The organism is Rhodococcus sp. NPDC056960 (assembly GCF_042674125.1).
Classification (GTDB): Bacteria; Actinomycetota; Actinomycetes; order Mycobacteriales; family Mycobacteriaceae; genus Rhodococcus_F.
Genome location: NZ_JBHURF010000007.1, coordinates 68,810 through 85,570, shown reverse-complemented (window position 1 = coordinate 85,570; position 16,761 = coordinate 68,810). Strand labels below are relative to the sequence as shown.

Here is a 16,761-nt window from a genome sequence, read left to right as displayed (position 1 = left end):
CGAGCCTCTGTCGGAATCGGTGCTTGCCATTACGCCCGTAAATTAGTTAATGTGTTTACTACTACGGACACGCACTTCTAGGGAGGCCGGTCATGGCGTTCTATCGGCACGTGGGCACCATCCCGCCCAAGCGGCACACGCAGCATCGCGACGACAACGGTCAGCTCTACTTCGAGGAGCTGATGGGAGAAGAGGGGTTCTCGTCCGACTCCTCGCTGCTGTACCACCGCCACATCCCGTCGGCGATCGTCGACGCCACGGTGTGGGAGGTGCCCGACCAGAGCACGACTCCCAACCATCCGCTCAAGCCGCGCCACCTGAAGTTGCACGACCTCTTCCCGGAGACGGTCTGGGCCGACACCGACGTGGTCACCGGACGCCGGCTGATCCTCGGCAACGCGGACGTCCGCATCTCCTACGTGGTCGCCGCCAAGGAGTCGCCGCTGTACCGCAACGCGATCGGCGACGAGATGGTCTACGTCGAATCCGGTGCCGCCACCGTCGAAACCGTGTTCGGTGCGCTGGAGGCGAAGCAGGGTGACTACGTCCTGATTCCGATGTCGACCACCCACCGGTGGATCCCGCAGGGCCCGGAACCGTTGCGCGCCTACGCGATGGAGGCCAACAGTCACATCGTCCCGCCGAAACGCTACCTGTCGCGGTTCGGTCAGCTGCTCGAGAACGCGCCCTACTGCGAGCGGGATCTGCACGGCCCGTCCGACACGCTGCAGGCCGAGGGCACCGACGTCGAGGTGCTCGTCAAGCACCGGACGTCGCACGGGATCGTCGGCACACGAATGGTGTACCCGCAGCATCCCTTCGACGTCGTGGGCTGGGACGGGTGCCTGTACCCCTACACGTTCAACATCTCCGACTACGAGCCCATCACCGGCCGTGTGCACCAGCCGCCGCCGGCACATCAGGCGTTCGAGGGCAACAACTTCGTGATCTGCAACTTCGTGCCCCGCAAGGTGGATTACCATCCGCTGTCGATTCCGGTGCCGTACTACCACTCCAACGTCGACTCCGACGAGATCATGTTCTACGTCGGCGGAGACTACGAGGCGCGCAAGGGTTCCGGTATCGGGCAGGGGTCGATCTCGATCCATCCCGGCGGTCATGCGCACGGCCCGCAGCCCGGCGCGTACGAACGCAGCATCGGGGCCGAGTTCTTCGACGAACTGGCCGTCATGGTCGACACGTTCCGTCCGCTCGAACTCGGCGAGGGCGCACTGGCCTGCGAGGACTCGGGCTACGCGTGGACGTGGGCGGGACGGGGGCCGCAGTCGTGACCGTGATTCCCGCCCTGTTCGCCGGTCTCTGCGACGACGCCGCTCTCTTCCCGCCCGGTAACGCACCCCTGCCCGACGCCGTGCCCGCGCATGCCCGGCATCGGTCGGCGCGGTACGCAGACCTGGTCGGACCCTTCGTGTTTCCGGGCGCCCGGCTGAACGAACTGGCGTCCGGTCCGCTCGAACTCAGCCTCACGCTGCCCGGTGGCCCGGCCACGCTCGAACCCGCACTCGAACGCCTCGCGCAGATCGACGGTGCCAGGGCGGTGGCACTCGAGATCGCGGTGCCGGCCTATCGGTCCGCGGCGGAATTCTTCGCCGCGATGGATGCGGTCGCGGCGCTGACCGCCGGCCTCGACGTGTTCGTGGAGGTGCCGCGCGGCGAACGCCGGGCCGACTTCCTCGCCGCCCTCACCGGCGGACCCTTCGCGGCCAAGTTCCGGACGGGAGGCGTTGCCGCCGAAGCCTACCCGGACGAGACCGAACTCGGATCCGCTCTCCACAGCGTGATCGCGTCGGGTGTCCCGTTCAAGGCGACGGCGGGACTGCACCACGCCGTGCGCAACACCGATCCGCACACCGGGTTCGAGCAGCACGGTTTCCTCAACGTGCTCCTCGCCACCCGGTACGTCCTCGACGGCGCCGGTGCCGACCGGGTGGCCACCGTCCTCGCCGAGCGCGACGGCGCACGAATCGCCCGCGAACTCGGCGACCTTCCCGCCGACGTCGTCGGCGCCGTCCGCACCGCCTTCCGATCGTTCGGCACGTGCAGCATCCTCGAGCCCCTCGAGGATCTCGTCGCGCTGCACCTCGTACCGAATACCGTTCTCGCCTCCGCAGATCAAGGAGCCCACGCATGACCGTCCTCGACATCCCCGCCGATTCCCTCTTCGGGTTGGAGAACCTGCCGTACGGCGTGTTCTCGACCCCCGGTTCGGCCCCGCGGGTCGGGGTGCGGGTGGGAGATTCCGTCGTGGATCTCGCCGCCGCACTCGGTGACGCCGTGTTCGCGCAGCCCACCCTCAATGCCTTCATGGCGCAGGGGCGTGCGCGCTGGACCGAGGTCCGCAGGCAGATCACCGCACTCGTCCAGGGCGACATCGCCGATGCCGCGGTCTTCGCGGTGGCGGAGGTGACCATGCACCTGCCCGTGGCCGTCGCCGACTACGTCGACTTCTACGCCTCCGAGAATCACGCCACCAACCTCGGGCGACTCTTCCGTCCCGACTCCGAACCGCTGATGCCGAACTGGAAGCACCTGCCGGTCGGCTACCACGGGCGGTCGAGCACCGTCATCGTGTCGGGCACCGATGTGGTCCGGCCGTGCGGGCAGCGCAAGGCCCCCGGCCAGGATGCCCCCGACTTCGGGCCGTCCCGCCGCCTCGACATCGAGGCAGAGATGGGCTTCCTGGTCGGCGTCCCCACGAAACTGGGGGAGACCATCGCCCCGGACGAATTCGCCGACTACGTGTTCGGTGCGGTCGTCGTCAACGACTGGTCCGCCCGCGACATCCAGGCCTGGGAATACGTCCCGCTCGGCCCGTTCCTCGGCAAGAGTTTCGCGACATCGATCTCGCCGTGGGTGGTTCCCCTCGACGCCCTCGAGGCTGCCCGCATCGACACTCCGACGCAGGATCCGCAGCCGCTGCCGTACCTGCGCGGCGAGCAGAAGTGGGGCCTGGACATCGACCTGGCCGTCGAATGGAACGGGCACGTCGTGTCCCGGCCGCCGTACGCGCAGATGTACTGGTCGCCGGCGCAGATGCTCGCGCACACCACGGTCAACGGCGCCGCCGCGAGCACGGGCGACCTGTTCGCGTCGGGCACCATCTCCGGTCCGGAAAAGGACCAGCGCGGCGCGTTCATCGAGCTGACCTGGGGTGGGCAGGACCCTGTCGTCGTCGGGGACGAGAAGCGCACGTTCCTCGAGGACGGCGACGAGATCGCCATCTCCGCCACCGCACCGGGCGCGAACGGCACCCGCATCGGCTTCGGTGAGGTGCGAGCCCGCATTGCTCCCCCTGTGAGTACTTCTTAACCGCCCGCGGTTAACAAGTACTCACGGGTGGTAGGCAGTAGTCATGACCGAGAACTTCGTCGAGACCACTGTCGAGCCGGACACCGGCGTCGCGTTCCTCACCCTGAACCGCCCCGCACAGCGCAATCCGCTGTCGTCCGAGGCCATGCGGGACGTCACCGCGGCACTTCGGAAGCTGGGCGACGACGACACCACCCGCGTCGTCGTCATCAGGGCTGCAGGACCGGTCTTCTCCGCGGGCCACGACCTGAACGAGATGATCGGCCGCACGTTGGAAGACGAGCAGGCGATCTTCGACACGTGCGTCGAGATGATGCAGACCGTGCAGGACATTCCCCAACCGGTCATCGCGTCCGTCCAGGGCGCGGCCGTGGCGGCGGGCTGTCAGCTGGCGGCATCGTGCGACCTCGTCGTGGCGTCGTCGAACGCCGTGTTCGGGACGCCGGGGGTGAAGATCGGCCTGTTCTGCTCCACCCCGATGGTGGCTCTCAGTCGCGCGATCGGACGTAAGCGCGCCCTGCAGATGCTGCTGACGGGCGAGACGATCAATGCGGAGACCGCCGCGGACTGGGGGCTGGTGAATCTGGTCGTCGCCCCCGAGGAACTCGACGCGCAGACGCGGGCTCTTGCCGCGAAGATCACGAAGGCCAGCCCGCTCACCGTGAAGATCGGCAAGCAGGCCTTCTACCGCCAGATCGACCTTCCACAGGACGAGGCGTACGCGGCGATGGCGGAGACGATGGCCACCAACGCCGTCACCTGCGACGCCCAGGAAGGCATGCAGGCCTTCGTCGACAAGCGCACACCGCAGTGGCAGGGAAAATAGCTCGGTCTGCATTGCGCGGCCTCGCGGACCGGCGAAAAATCAAGTGTGCAGTGGCTGCGGCCGCGGGCCGTCGGTGCCCGCTGACGGTGGACCGCGACGGGTCGGTCACCGAGTTCGTTCTCACTGCGGGGCGACCGTCCCGCGGGAGGTGACATCGATGTTCATCCAGATCATTCAAGGAAAGGTGTCGGACGAGGCCGGCCTCGTCCGGTGTATGGACCGCTGGACCGAGGACCTGCGTCCGGGGGCGACGGGCTTCCTCGGATGCACCCAGGGACTGTGCGACGACGGAACGTTCATCGCGCTGGCACGATTCGAATCCGCCGAGGCGGCGCGGCGCAACAGCGAGCGCCCCGAGCAGGGCGCCTGGTGGGCGGAGACCGAGCGGTGCTTCGAGGGTCCAGTGTCCTTCATGGACTGCCCCGAGGTGAGCGAGTGGATGGGTGGCGGTTCGGACGACGCGACGTTCGTGCAGGTCATGGAGGGTCACACAACCGACGCCCACCGGATGCGGGAGCTACTGGACGAGTCCGCCGACCGGGTGCACGAGCTGCGACCGGAGATCCTCGGTGGAACGCTGTGCACCTACGGTGACGGCGGGTACGTCGAGGCGGTGTACTTCACGTCCGAGGCGGAGGCCCGTTCTCACGAGAAGTTGGAGATATCGGACGACTTGAGGTCGTTGTTCGAGGAGGAGGGCCGGCTGACCGACGAGGTGACGTACTACGACATGCATTCGCCGATGTTGGTGGCGGCCGGACGGTAACGAAAACTCTGGCGGAATAGTTGGACGTCCTATAACCTTCCCGCATGAGTTTGGATGCGCGTACCGACACCGTCGACGGAGTGCTGCGGCGCTCGGCTGCCAAGTTCCCCGACCGCAGGGCGCTGTCCTTCGAGGACCGCACGTGGACGTACCGCGAACTCGACGACGCGGTCAGCCGGGCCGCCGCGTACCTGCAGTCGCTCGGCCTGTCCGCCGGTGAGCGCGTCGCCGCGTACGGCACCAACTCGGACGCGTACACGATCGGGTTCCTGGCGTGCGCGCGTGCGGGTCTCGTACACGTCCCGGTCAACTATGCGCTGAAGGGCGAGGAGCTGACCTATCTGGTGTCGCAGTCCGGAAGCGCCGCCGTGCTGGTCGACCCGGCGCTGAGGGGCACCCTCGACTCGGTCCGGGACGCGCTGGACCTCCGTCACGTGGTGCCCCTGCGCGACGCCGAGGACTCACTGCTCGCCCACAGCGGCTCCGGCGCCGTGCCCGTGCTCGCCGTGCCGGTCGCGTCCACCGATCTGGCGCAGTTGCTGTACACGTCGGGGACGACGTCGAAGCCGAAGGGCGCCATGATGACCCACGGCGGACTCGTGCACGAGTACGTGTCTTCCGTGATCGCCCTCGCGCTGAACGCGGACGACAATCCGCTGATCTGCATGCCGCTCTACCACTCGGCGGGCATGCACGTCTTCATGATGCCGTATCTGTCGGTGGGCGCCACGGTGAATCTCATGCAGACACCGGACATCCCGGAGATCCTGCGGCGCATCGAGGCCGATCGCATCGGCTCGCTGTTCCTGGCGCCGACGGTGTGGGTGCCGCTCGCCGGACACCCGGATCTCGAGACCCGCGACCTGTCGTCGTTGAAGAAGGCACAGTACGGCGCGTCGATCATGCCGGTGACGGTGCTGAACCGGCTCCGCGATCGCTACCCGGACCTCGGCTTCTACAACTGTTTCGGACAATCCGAGATCGGTCCGCTCGCCACGGTGCTGCAGCCCGCGGAGCACGCGGAGCGGCCGTCGTCGTGTGGCAAGGCGGTATTCTTCGTCGAGACGCGGGTGGTGGATCCGGACGGCAACGACGTTCCGGACGGCAGCCCGGGTGAGGTGCTGTATCGGTCGCCGCAACTGTGCCAGGGGTACTGGGACAACCCCGACGCCACCGCGGAAGCGTTCCGCGACGGCTGGTTCCACTCGGGCGACCTGGTGACGCGGGACCCGGAGGGGTACATCACCGTCGTCGACCGCATCAAGGACGTCATCAACACCGGCGGCATCCTGGTGGCGTCGCGGGAGGTCGAGGACGCCGTCTACACGCATCCGGACGTCGCCGAGGTGGCCGTCGTCGGGACGCCGGACGAGAAGTGGATCGAGGCGATCACCGCGGTGGTGGTGTTGCGGGACAGCGCGTCCGGTGTGACCCCGGACGGGCTCATCGCCCACGTCAAGGAGCGCATCGCTCCGTTCAAGGTGCCCAAGCAGGTGGTGTTCGTCGACGAGTTGCCCCGCAACCAGAGCGGGAAGCTGCTCAAACGGGAACTGCGGGCGAAGCTCTGATCACTTCCGTGTCGATGCCCGCTCGACCAATTCGACGGGAAGCTTCACAGATTCGACGTCGTTGCCCGCGATGAGCGACAGGAGATGACGCACACCCGTCGCGCCGATCAGGCGCGCGGGTGACCGGACCGTGGTCAGCGGCACCGGCAGCTGGGCGACCACCGGGATGTCGTTGTACCCGATGAGCGCGAGGTCGTCGGGGATCCGCAGTCCGAGGTCGCGGGCGACGCCGAGTACCCCGATGGCGATGGTGTCGCTGACGGTGAAGATCGCCTCGGGGCGCGAATCCGGTTCCAGGAGAACGGTGGCCGCGGCGACACCGCCGGACACGTCGAAGTCGGAGCGGACGACGCGATCGGGCCGGAGTTCGATGCCGTTCTCGGCCAGTGCGTCGCGGAACCCGGCGAGGCGGTCGCGGGAGGTGCTCGCGTGCTCGGGGCCCGCGATGGCGGCGATCTCGGTGAAGCCGCGGTCGAGGAGGTGGCGGCCGGCGAGGTAGCCGCCCCGGTGGTCGTCGCCGGAGACGAACGGCAGGCCGACGTCGGCGTGTCGGTTGAGTTGCAGCATCGGCAGGGCGCCCACCGACAGCGAGTCGACGAACTCGCGTCCGGGGCTGTGCAGGCTGCTGAGCAGCAGTCCGTCCACCTGCCTGCTGACGAGGAATTCGATGGCGCGGCGCTGCGCGTCGAGGTCGTCGGGTGGGCTCGACAGCAGCACCGAGTAGCCGGCCTGCGTGGCCGTCTCCTCGATGCCCTGGAACATCGTCGCGACCACGCCGTCGGTGAGTCGCGGCATGACGACGCCGAGGGTGGTGGTCTTGCGGGTCCGCAGGCTCGCCGCCCACAGGTTGGGCTGGTAGCCGAGTTCCACCGCGACCTCGCGCACCCGCAGCGCGGCCTCGGACCAGCCGTCGGCGGGTTCGGGCTGGCGGAGAACCCGGGACGCCGTCGACACGTGGACGCCGGCACGCTCGGCGATTTCGCGGAGGGTCGGCGGACGCCCGGAGGTGCGTGTCGGGCGGTCCGGCAGGTTCACGGGCAATCCTCGCGCTCGGGGACGGGTAGCCGGCGGGCTGTGGTTGACGCCCGTCGGAATGCGCCTTAGTCTACGGGACGAAATCGTTCGTGCAATCGTTCTCGCGAACGTTTGCACACCAGCCCCACCGGCCCCGTGGAGGAACAATGTCCGACCCGCAGTCCCTGTCCCAGCTGTTCGCCCTCGACTCGCTGCTCGACACCGAGGAGATCGCGATCCGCGACACCGTGCGCCGATTCGCGGACGAGAAGATCCGGCCGCACATCGGCGAATGGTTCGAAGCGGCGGCGCTGCCCGTGCGTGAGCTGGCGGAAGGGCTCGGCGAACTCGGCGTGCTCGGCATGCACCTCGAGGGATACGGCTGCGCCGGCATGAGCGCCACCGCCTACGGCCTTGCCTGCCTGGAACTCGAGGCCGTCGACTCCGGTATCCGCAGCCTCGTGTCCGTCCAGGGCTCGCTGGCGATGTTCGCGATCCATCACTACGGCAGCGAGGACCAGAAGCAGGAATGGCTGCCCCGCATGGCCGCGGGCAAGGCGATCGGCTGCTTCGGCCTCACCGAACCCGACTTCGGCTCCAACCCCGCCGGCATGCGCACCAACGCCAAGCGGGACGGTGACGACTGGATCCTCAACGGCACGAAGATGTGGATCACCAACGGGTCCGTCGCCGACGTCGCCGTCGTGTGGGCGCGCACCGACGACGGGATCCGCGGTTTCGTCGTGCCCACCGACACTCCCGGATTCTCGGCACCCGAGATCAAGCACAAGATGTCGCTGCGGGCGTCCGTCACCTCGGAACTCGTGTTCGAGGACGTCCGGCTGCCCGCCTCGGCGATGCTGCCGGAGGCCAAGGGGCTGTCCGGTCCGCTGGGCTGCCTCAACGAGGCCCGGTTCGGCATCATCTTCGGCGCGATGGGCGCCGCTCGCGACTGCCTCGAGTCCGCCATCTCGTACGCGCAGGACCGGCAGGTGTTCGACAAGTCGCTCGCCGCCTACCAGATCACCCAGGTGAAGATCGCCGACATGGCGCTCGAGGTCGGCAAGGGCCACCTGCTCGCCTACCACCTCGGGCGTCTCAAGGATCGCGGCGAGGCGCGCTCCGAGCAGGTCAGCACGGGCAAGCTGAACAACGTCCGCGAGGCCATCGCCATCGCCCGGGAGTGCCGCACCATCCTCGGCGCCAACGGAATCACGTTGGAATACCCCGTGATCCGGCACGCCAACAACCTCGAGTCGGTGCTCACCTACGAGGGCACGTCCGAGGTGCACCAGCTCGTGATCGGCAAGGCGCTGACGGGCGAGGCGGCATTCCGGTGAGCCAGGGGAGCGCCCTGGGTGGTCTGCTGATCGCCGATTTCGGACGGGTGCTCGCCGGACCGTACGCCACGATGCTGCTCGCCGATCTCGGCGCGGAGGTCGTGAAGATCGAACGGGCCGGCGTCGGAGACGACACGAGGCAGTGGGGCCCGCCGTGGGTGGGCGACGAATCGACCTACTTCCAGTCCGTCAACCGCAACAAGCGGTCGTTCGCGTGGGACCTGCGCGACCCCGCCGACCTGGAACAGGCACGCGAACTCGTCGCCCGCGCGGACGTGGTGGTGGAGAACTTCCTGCCCGGCACGATGGACCGGCTCGGGCTCGGCTACGACACCGTTCGGGATATCAATCCCGACGTCGTCTACTGCTCCGTGACGGGGTTCGGCGGCGAGAACAACATGCCCGGATACGACCTGCTGATCCAGGCCGTCGGCGGGTTGATGAGCATCACCGGCCCCGAACCCGGTGTGCCCACGAAGGTCGGGGTCGCCGTCGTCGACATCATCACCGGACTGCACGCCGCGGTCGGGATCCTGGCGGCACTGCGGCACCGCGACCGCAGCGGGGAGGGGCAGCGCGTCGAGGTGAACCTGCTGTCGTCGCTGCTGTCCGCCCTCGCGAACCAGACGTCGGGGTACGTGGGCGCCGGCGTCGTCCCGCAGGCGATGGGCAACCGGCACCCGAGCATCGCACCGTACGAGGTGTTCCGGACCGGCGACCGCGCGCTGGTCCTGGCGGTCGGGAACAACCGTCAGTTCGCCTCTCTCGTCGAGGTTCTCGGTGTGCCGGAACTCGCCGGCGACGAGCGGTACGTGACCAACACCCAACGGGTGGCGCACCGCGAGCAACTGGTCCGGGACATCACCGACGCACTGTCCGCGGACTCCGCGGACGTGTGGTTCGAGAAGCTGACCGCGCAGGGCGTCCCGTGCGGTCCGCTCAACGACATCGCCGACGCGGTGGCGCTGGCGGAGCGGCTCGGGCTGACTCCGGTGGTCGAGATCGACGATCCCCGCCGCGACCGGCCGGTGCGGCAGGTGGCGAACCCGATCCGGCTCAGCGCGACCCCGGCGACCTATCGCAGCGCCCCGCCGCGGCTGGGCGAGGACACCCCAGCCGTGAGTACTTGTTAACCGCCCGCGGTTAACAAGTACTCACGGGGGCTCTTTCCTAAGGGAGTGTTAGGAAGCTGCCGGACCCCTTCCGAATCGATGTGACCTGACCCACTGTGGTGGAAACACAGAGATCCAGGGCATCGAGAGGAGTCCCGCGTGAGCACCACATCGACGGGTGAGCGCCGAGTCATCGGCAATGTTTTGAAGGGTTCGGTCGGCAACCTGATCGAATGGTACGACTGGTACGTCTACGCGGCGTTCAGCGTGTATTTCGCGAAGGAGTTCTTCCCCGAGGGTGACACCACCGCGCAGCTGCTTTCCACGGCGGCCGTGTTCGCGGTCGGTTTCCTCATGCGGCCGATCGGCGGCTGGATCATGGGCCGGTACGCCGACCGCCGCGGTCGCCGGTCGGCGCTCACCCTGTCGGTGACCGTGATGGCGGCGGGTTCGCTCGTCATCGCGGTCACTCCGTCCTACGCGAGTATCGGGATCGTGGCACCGGTGCTGCTGGTGATCGCCCGGATGCTGCAGGGACTGTCGGTCGGCGGCGAGTACGCCACCAGCGCCACCTACCTGGCGGAGGTCGCCTCGCCCGGACGGCGCGGGTTCTACTCGAGCTTCCAGTACGTCACGCTCGTCGCCGGGCAGCTGATCGCGCTGGGTGTGCAGATCGTCCTGCAGCTGACGCTGCCCGCGGAGGCCATGCAGTCGTGGGGCTGGCGGATCCCGTTCCTGATCGGCGCCGCCGGTGCCGTCGCGGTGATGTGGCTGCGCCGCACGATGGACGAGTCGGAGGCGTTCACCGACGAGGTCGAGGCGAAGCGTGACGCAGACACCGCGGGGCCGAAGGAAGGTTCGCTCCGGATGCTGCTGCAGTACCCGCGTGAGTGCCTGCTGGTCTGCGCCCTGACGCTGGGCGGGTGCGTGGCGTTCTACACGTACACCACGTACATGCAGAAGTACATGATCAACACCTCCGGCATCTCCAAGGACACGGTGGCGTGGATCAACTTCGCGGCGCTGCTGGTGTTCATCGTGTTGCAGCCGATCGGCGGCGCACTGTCCGACCGCATCGGCCGCCGCAAGTTGCTGATCTTCTTCGGTGTGGGCGGAACCGTCCTGACCGTGCCGTTGATGACGGTGCTCGGCAAGACGACGAACCCCCTGATCGCGTTCGCGCTGATGATGCTGGGTCTGGTCGTGGTCACCGGATACACGTCGGTGAACGCGATCGTGAAGACCGAATTGTTCCCGACGAAGGTCCGGGCGCTAGGGGTCGGTCTGCCGTACGCCCTCACGCTGGCGATCTTCGGCGGAACGGTCGAGACCGTCGCCCTGGCCCTGAAGCGGGCCGGCCACGAATCGCTATTCTTCTACTACGTGACCGGGTGCATCGCCCTCTCGCTCGTCGTCTACGTCTTCATGCGGGAGACGTCGGACGGTTCGCCGCTCGACCGGACCGCCGGCCGGGAGGGCACCCCGGACGACGACGTCGAGCTGGTCGACTCGCGGAGCTGATCGAAGGGACCGAAGTGCAGATCGCGGTGGTCGAGGACGACGACGGGGTCGGCGACGCACTCGTGGAGGCGCTTGGAACCCACGGCCACGAGGCGGTGCGCATGCGCCGCGGCTCCGATCTCCTTCTCGGCCATCGCGCTATGGACGCGGTGATCCTCGACCTGGGTCTCCCCGACGCGGACGGCCTGCAGGTGCTCCGGCAGCTGCGGGTCGTCAGCGACGTTCCGGTGGTGATCCTCACGGCCCGCGACGACGAGCGGTCGGTGGTGCGGGGGCTGCGCGGCGGGGCGGACGACTACCTCGTCAAACCGGCGCGGCTCGCGGAACTGCTGGCCCGGCTCGACGTGGTGACCCAGCGGCGCCGGGCGGCCGGACCGTCGGCTGCGGAGAAGAAGGTCACCGAGGGTGACGTGGTGGTGGATCTGGATGCGCGTGAGGTCGAGGTCGCGGGAGCGCCGGTTGCGTTGACGGCCAAGGAGTTCGAGCTTCTCGAGGTGCTCGTCACCCGTCCCGGCGCCGCCGTGAGCCGGCAGCAGTTGATGGACGCCGTGTGGGGGGATGCGTACGTGGCGATCTCGCGCACCCTCGACGTGCACATGACCGGTCTGCGGGCGAAACTGGGCCGACCCGGGCTCATCTCGACCATCCGCGGGTACGGCTACCGCTGGGGCACGTGACGTGCGCCGCCGGGTGCTCGCCGTTCTGCTGGTGTTCGCGGCCGTTGCGGTGGTGGCGTTCGCCGTTCCGCTGGCCCTGGCGACCGGTGCGGGGCGAACCCAGGCTCTGCGGCTGAGCCGGGAGGCCGACGCGACGCATTTCGCGAGCCTCGCCGGACAGTCGCAGGCCCCCGGGAGTGCCACGCTGCTGCGGGAGGAGGTGGCCCGCTACCACGAGTTGTACGGCGAGGGCGTGCTCATCGTCGACGCCAGGGGCAATCTCCGGGCGGGGGCGGGACTGTCGCCGGACGACCCCGGCGTGGCCTCGGCGATCACTGCCGGGCTGCGCAACCAGAAGCAGGGGATCAGCGGTTCGCTGACGCCGTGGTCGGCGGACCGCGTTCTGTCGGCGGTGCCCGTCGGCACCGGGGCGCAGGTGGACGGCGCCGTCGTCATGAACGTGTCCACCCGCGCCGCGCGCGAGTCGATCCGGACGTCGTGGCTGGTGATCGCCGCGGGCGCGCTCGGGGCGCTGGCAGCGGTGACCGCTGTCGCGATTGCCCTGTCCCGGTGGACGGTTCGCCCCCTCGGCGCGCTCACCGCCCGGGTCGGCGCGCTCACCGACGCCGTCCCGTCACCCCGACCGCGGGCGCGCCGCACCGCGGGGCGGCCGTCCGGCCGGTACAGCGGGCCGCCCGAGGTTCAGGAACTGGCGAAGGCGTTCGATGTGATGTCGAACGCCGTGCGGGCGTCCGGTCAGGCCCAGCGCCAGCTGATCGCCGATACCGCCCACCAGCTCCGGAACCCATTGGCCGCCCTGCACATTCGGCTGGATTCCCTCGGACCGCACGTCGACGAGTCCGGGGCCGAGACCTACCGGCGGACGGGGATGGAGGTCGATCGGCTCGGCGGGATCCTCGACGGACTGCTGGCGCTGGCCGTCGCCGAATCACCGGCCGAATCCGACGCCACCGAGGACGAGTCCGCGCACGGCGGGTGCGACGTCGGTGCCGTCGTAGCGGACCGGGCCGACGCCTGGACGGAGGCTCTCGGAGAGTCGGCGATGAACCTCGTGCTCGGGCAACCCGGCGAACCGCTGGTCGCCGACTTCCGGCCCAGTCACCTGTCGCAGGTCCTCGACGTACTGCTCAGCAACGCGCACGCCTATGCCGGCCGAGGGGCGACGGTCCGGATCGACACCGGAAAGTCCGCTTCGGGAATCGAGATCCGGGTCAGCGACGACGGGGCGGGGGTGCGCGAGGACGAGGTCGGCCGACTGTCTTCGCGGTTCTTCCGCGGGTCCGGGGCGGGGCAGCAGGGCACCGGGCTCGGACTGTCGATCGCGACCGCACTGGTCGAGGCCGGCGGTGGAACGCTGACGGTCGCGGCGGAGCAGCCACACGGGCTCCGGGTGACGCTGACACTTCCGGCGGTGACGTCGTGATCACGCGACGTGCACTGCTGCGCGGCACCCTGGCAGCGGGCGCGACCGCCGTCACGGGCGCGGTTCTCACCGCATGCTCGGACAGCGGCAGCGCTCCGCTCCGACTCGCCGCGGGGGAGGAGGGCGGGTTCTTCTGGGAGTTCGCGCAGTTGACGGCCGAGGCCGCGGACCGTGCCGCGGTGCCGGTGACCGTCGTTCCCCTGCGGACCGCGGGGTCGATGGACAATCTGGCGGCGCTGGCGTCCGGGGACGCCGAACTGGCCCTGAGCCTCGCGGATGCGGCCGTGTCGGCGCGGGAGGCCGGCGCCGGGTTCACCGCCATCGGCAAGGTGTACGAGAACTACATGCAGCTCGCGGTGCGCGCCGACTCCGGGATCGTGGACACCTCGCAGCTGCGCGGAACGCGAATCAGTCTGGGTGCCAACGGCTCCGGTGCGGAACTGACGGGCGAGCGGATCCTCGAGGTGCTGGGTCTGGCGGGCACCGGGGACGTGACGCGACTGCACCTGTCGATGATCGATGCGGGTGAGGCGCTGCGCGACGGCACCGTCGACGCGGTTCTGTGGGCAGGCGGGGTGCCTACGCCGTCGTTCGCGAATCTCGGGATCCCGCTGCGGCTACTCGACCTGTCCGCCGAACTGGAACTGCTGCGGGTGCGGTTCGGCCCGCGCTACGAGCCGGTGCGGATTCCGCCCGGCACGTACGGACAGCAGACGTCGATCGCGACGATCGGTCTCGCCAATCTGCTGCTCGCCGACCCGGGCGTCTCCGACAGCGCAGCCGGCGCCATCGTCGAGGTGCTCATCGACCGTGCGGCCGAACTGGTGCCGGCCCAGGCGACGGGCAGTCAGTTCCTGGACCGGCAGTCGCTGATCGTCACCGCCGGAGTGCCGCTGCATCCCGGGGCAGCCGCGGCGTACCGCAGGCATCACGGCTGAGCCGGTTGGATCACTGCACCTGGGCGACGACGAAGATGCGCCGGAACGGGAAGAACGTGGTCCCGTCCGATCGCCGGGGATACGCCTCGTCGAGGAGCGGGACGAGTTCCGTGCGGAACCGGTCCCAGTCCTGCGCCGAGAGTGCGTCCTTGACGGGGCGGAGCGCTGTTCCGGTGATCCATTCCAGCACCGGATTCTCGCCGGTCAGTTGCTGGACGTACGTGGTCTCCCACGCGTCGACTGCGCACCCGGCGTCGGCGAGCAGTCCCGCGTACGTGGCGGGATCGTCGACGACCGCGCCCTCACGGAACGGCAGGTCCGGCAGCGACCGGGACCAGCGTTCGCTGCCGGCGAGGTCCCGGACGACCGCGTGCGACGGCGCGTCGAAGTTGCCGGGAACCTGCACTGCGATCCATGCCCCGGACGTCAGTTGAGTCGGCCAGCGACGCAACAACTCCCGGTGCTCGGGTACCCATTGCAACGTGGCATTGGAGACGACGACGTCGGTGTCGGGCTTCGGCGTCCAGTCGCGCACGTCCTGCCGGTCGGCGTCGAGGCCGCGTTCACGTGCGGCCGCGACCATGTCCGGTGAGCTGTCGGAAGCCTCGAGGACGGCGTCCGGCCATCGTTCGGCGAGGCTGACGGTCAGGTTTCCCGGGCCGCAGCCGAGGTCGACGACGCGGCGCGGTGACCGCGCGTCGACCCGCGACAGCAACTCGTAGAACGGGCGCCCGCGATGGTCCGCGAAGGCGAGGTACTTGTCCGGATCCCACATATTTCTCCTCCTCGCCTTCAAACAGTACGCCCATACTGTTGGTTTGTCGGATCAGAGGCCGAGATCCTTCGCGATGATCGTCTTCATGACCTCGCTGGTGCCGCCGTAGATGCGGGAGACGCGCGTGTCCGCGTACAACCGGGCGATGGGGTATTCGAGGATGTAGCCGTACCCGCCGTGCAATTGCAGGCACTTGTCGATGACGCGGCCCGCGGCCTCGGTGCAGAACAGCTTGGCCTTCGCGGCGTCCGCGACCGTCAGTTCGCCGGCATCGTGCAATTCGAGTGCGCGGTCCGCCATCAGCTGGATCGCCTCCACCTCGGTGGCGCATTCGGCGAGCACGAACTTGGTGTTCTGGAACGCCGCGACCGGCTTGCCGAACACCTTGCGCTCCTTGACGTACGCGATCGCGTGCTGCAGCGCCGCGGCCGCGGTCGCCGACCCGCCGAGCGCGATGGAGAGGCGTTCCTGCGCGAGATTGTGCGTGAGGTAGCTGAACCCGGCCCCCTCGTCGCCGAGGCGGTCCGCGACCGGCACCTTCACGTCGGTGAAGGACAGTTCGGCGGTGTCCGACGCCTTCAGGCCGATCTTCTCGATCTTGCGACCCACCGCGAAACCCTCGGCGGTCGTGTCGACGACGAGGATGGTCAGACCGGCCCGGCGGTCCTCGTCGGTGCTGGGCGCGGTGCGGCACACCACCAGGATCCGGTCGGCGAGCGCCCCGCCGGTGATGAACGTCTTCGCGCCGTTGAGGACGTAATGCGACCCGTCCCCGGACAGCTTCGCCGACGTCGCGATGTTGGCGAGGTCCGAACCGGTGCCCGGCTCGGTCATCGCGATGGCGAACATGATGTCGCCGGACGCGAACCCCGGGAGCCACCGCTGCTTCTGCTCGTCGTTCGCGTACTCGAGCAGGTACGGCAGAATCAGGTTGGTGTGGACGGAATAACTGCCGAACGTGACTCCGGCGGCCGCCGTCTCCTCGCCGACCACCGCGGCGAACTTGAAACTCTTCTCGCCGCCGCCGCCGAACTCCTCCGGCACCTGGATGCCCAGCACTCCGAGCTCACCGAGGCGGCGGTAGAAGTCGCGCGGTGGGTGCCCGTCACCCTCCCACTCGTGGTGAACGGGGGCCACCTCCTTCGCGATGAAGTCGCGGATGGTCTTCCGGAACGCGTCGTGATCTTCGTTGAACACCGTACGCTGCACGATCTTTCTCCTTCGAATTACAGTGCGTCGCTAGGCAGTACGCCTTTGCTGATGAGGAACGGCGCCTCGCGCATCAGGTGGGTCCGGGCGACGCGGCTCATAGGTCGAGAATGCCCGATCCGCAGGGGGTCGGCTAGGGGTGTTCGGGCTATCGGTCGGATAGCGCAGTCCAATGCACCCGCACCTCGGCGACCCATAGGCAGACGTAGCCGGTGCCTTCGCCGAGTGCGTATTGATCGGGGGCACCCTCGTCCGTTGAATG

Annotated in this window: 15 protein-coding genes; 12 read left to right on the top strand and 3 right to left on the bottom strand. The window is 68.7% G+C overall.

All coding sequences use genetic code 11. The annotated features are described in order from the left end of the window. Window positions 1–92 precede the first annotated feature (92 nt). The 6 genes from ACFTWF_RS12775 (at window position 93) to ACFTWF_RS12750 (ending at window position 6,490) form a co-directional block, all read left to right on the top strand. Window positions 93–1,292 carry a homogentisate 1,2-dioxygenase gene (locus ACFTWF_RS12775; protein WP_378461574.1) on the top strand — a complete coding sequence of 400 codons (1,200 nt, stop codon included), beginning with the start codon at window positions 93–95 and terminating at the stop codon, window positions 1,290–1,292. A 2-nt stretch (window positions 1,293–1,294) separates the two neighbouring features. Then, on the top strand, window positions 1,295–2,152 hold the full coding sequence (locus tag ACFTWF_RS12770; protein WP_378461806.1) for a hypothetical protein: 858 nt from the start codon (window positions 1,295–1,297) through the stop codon (window positions 2,150–2,152). Beyond that, the gene (fahA, locus tag ACFTWF_RS12765) at window positions 2,149–3,330 is read left to right on the top strand and encodes a fumarylacetoacetase (protein ID WP_378461573.1); all 1,182 of its coding nucleotides are present in this window, start codon (window positions 2,149–2,151) and stop codon (window positions 3,328–3,330) included. Before ACFTWF_RS12770 ends, fahA begins: the two co-directional genes overlap by 4 nt. A 43-nt stretch (window positions 3,331–3,373) precedes the next feature. Beyond that, on the top strand, window positions 3,374–4,156 hold the full coding sequence (locus tag ACFTWF_RS12760) for an enoyl-CoA hydratase (RefSeq protein ID WP_378461572.1): 783 nt from the start codon (window positions 3,374–3,376) through the stop codon (window positions 4,154–4,156). A gap of 157 nt (window positions 4,157–4,313) precedes the next feature. Further along, window positions 4,314–4,922: a hypothetical protein gene (locus ACFTWF_RS12755; protein ID WP_378461571.1), complete on the top strand. Its 609-nt coding sequence runs from the start codon at window positions 4,314–4,316 to the stop codon at window positions 4,920–4,922. A gap of 44 nt (window positions 4,923–4,966) precedes the next feature. Beyond that, on the top strand, window positions 4,967–6,490 hold the full coding sequence (locus ACFTWF_RS12750) for an acyl-CoA synthetase (protein ID WP_378461570.1): 1,524 nt from the start codon (window positions 4,967–4,969) through the stop codon (window positions 6,488–6,490). Here ACFTWF_RS12750 and ACFTWF_RS12745 read toward each other — a convergent pair whose 3' ends face one another. Continuing rightward, on the bottom strand, window positions 6,491–7,525 hold the full coding sequence (locus ACFTWF_RS12745; RefSeq protein ID WP_378461569.1) for a LacI family DNA-binding transcriptional regulator: 1,035 nt from the start codon (window positions 7,523–7,525) through the stop codon (window positions 6,491–6,493). 146 nt (window positions 7,526–7,671) lie between these two features. On the opposite strand from ACFTWF_RS12745, the gene ACFTWF_RS12740 reads away from it, so the two are divergent. From ACFTWF_RS12740 to ACFTWF_RS12715, 6 genes are all read left to right on the top strand, one after another. Further along, window positions 7,672–8,844 (top strand): acyl-CoA dehydrogenase family protein, encoded by a 1,173-nt coding sequence (locus ACFTWF_RS12740; RefSeq protein WP_378461568.1) that lies wholly within the window; start codon window positions 7,672–7,674, stop codon window positions 8,842–8,844. Next, complete coding sequence (locus ACFTWF_RS12735; RefSeq protein WP_378461567.1) at window positions 8,841–9,977, top strand: CaiB/BaiF CoA transferase family protein; 1,137 nt, start codon at window positions 8,841–8,843, stop codon at window positions 9,975–9,977. The genes ACFTWF_RS12740 and ACFTWF_RS12735 overlap by 4 nt, the downstream gene beginning before the upstream one ends. Before the next feature lie 138 nt (window positions 9,978–10,115). Continuing rightward, window positions 10,116–11,477 (top strand): MFS transporter, encoded by a 1,362-nt coding sequence (locus ACFTWF_RS12730; RefSeq protein ID WP_378461566.1) that lies wholly within the window; start codon window positions 10,116–10,118, stop codon window positions 11,475–11,477. Between the two features lie 14 nt (window positions 11,478–11,491). Further along, window positions 11,492–12,154, top strand: a complete 663-nt coding sequence (locus tag ACFTWF_RS12725; protein WP_378461565.1) for a response regulator transcription factor — start codon at window positions 11,492–11,494, stop codon at window positions 12,152–12,154. Window position 12,155: 1 nt separating this feature from the next. Beyond that, window positions 12,156–13,577: a sensor histidine kinase gene (locus ACFTWF_RS12720; RefSeq protein ID WP_378461564.1), complete on the top strand. Its 1,422-nt coding sequence runs from the start codon at window positions 12,156–12,158 to the stop codon at window positions 13,575–13,577. Next, window positions 13,574–14,515: a TAXI family TRAP transporter solute-binding subunit gene (locus ACFTWF_RS12715; RefSeq protein WP_378461563.1), complete on the top strand. Its 942-nt coding sequence runs from the start codon at window positions 13,574–13,576 to the stop codon at window positions 14,513–14,515. The genes ACFTWF_RS12720 and ACFTWF_RS12715 overlap by 4 nt, the downstream gene beginning before the upstream one ends. Before the next feature lie 10 nt (window positions 14,516–14,525). Here the strand turns inward: ACFTWF_RS12715 and ACFTWF_RS12710 are convergent, their stop codons facing one another. Together ACFTWF_RS12710 and ACFTWF_RS12705 are read right to left on the bottom strand one after the other, a co-directional pair. Next, on the bottom strand, window positions 14,526–15,290 hold the full coding sequence (locus tag ACFTWF_RS12710; RefSeq protein ID WP_378461562.1) for a trans-aconitate 2-methyltransferase: 765 nt from the start codon (window positions 15,288–15,290) through the stop codon (window positions 14,526–14,528). 51 nt (window positions 15,291–15,341) lie between these two features. Continuing rightward, window positions 15,342–16,499: an acyl-CoA dehydrogenase family protein gene (locus ACFTWF_RS12705; protein WP_378461561.1), complete on the bottom strand. Its 1,158-nt coding sequence runs from the start codon at window positions 16,497–16,499 to the stop codon at window positions 15,342–15,344. Between the last annotated feature and the right edge of the window lie 262 nt (window positions 16,500–16,761).

Excerpts from the sequence above, each read along its gene's own strand:
- ACFTWF_RS12775 (WP_378461574.1), top strand. The coding sequence starts at position 93 with ATGGCGTTCTATCGGCACGTGGGCACCATCCCGCCCAAGCGGCACACG.
- fahA (WP_378461573.1), top strand. The coding sequence starts at position 2,149 with ATGACCGTCCTCGACATCCCCGCCGATTCCCTCTTCGGGTTGGAGAAC.
- ACFTWF_RS12760 (WP_378461572.1), top strand. The coding sequence starts at position 3,374 with ATGACCGAGAACTTCGTCGAGACCACTGTCGAGCCGGACACCGGCGTC.
- ACFTWF_RS12755 (WP_378461571.1), top strand. The coding sequence starts at position 4,314 with ATGTTCATCCAGATCATTCAAGGAAAGGTGTCGGACGAGGCCGGCCTC.
- ACFTWF_RS12750 (WP_378461570.1), top strand. The coding sequence starts at position 4,967 with ATGAGTTTGGATGCGCGTACCGACACCGTCGACGGAGTGCTGCGGCGC.
- ACFTWF_RS12740 (WP_378461568.1), top strand. The coding sequence starts at position 7,672 with ATGTCCGACCCGCAGTCCCTGTCCCAGCTGTTCGCCCTCGACTCGCTG.
- ACFTWF_RS12710 (WP_378461562.1), bottom strand. The coding sequence starts at position 15,290 with ATGTGGGATCCGGACAAGTACCTCGCCTTCGCGGACCATCGCGGGCGC.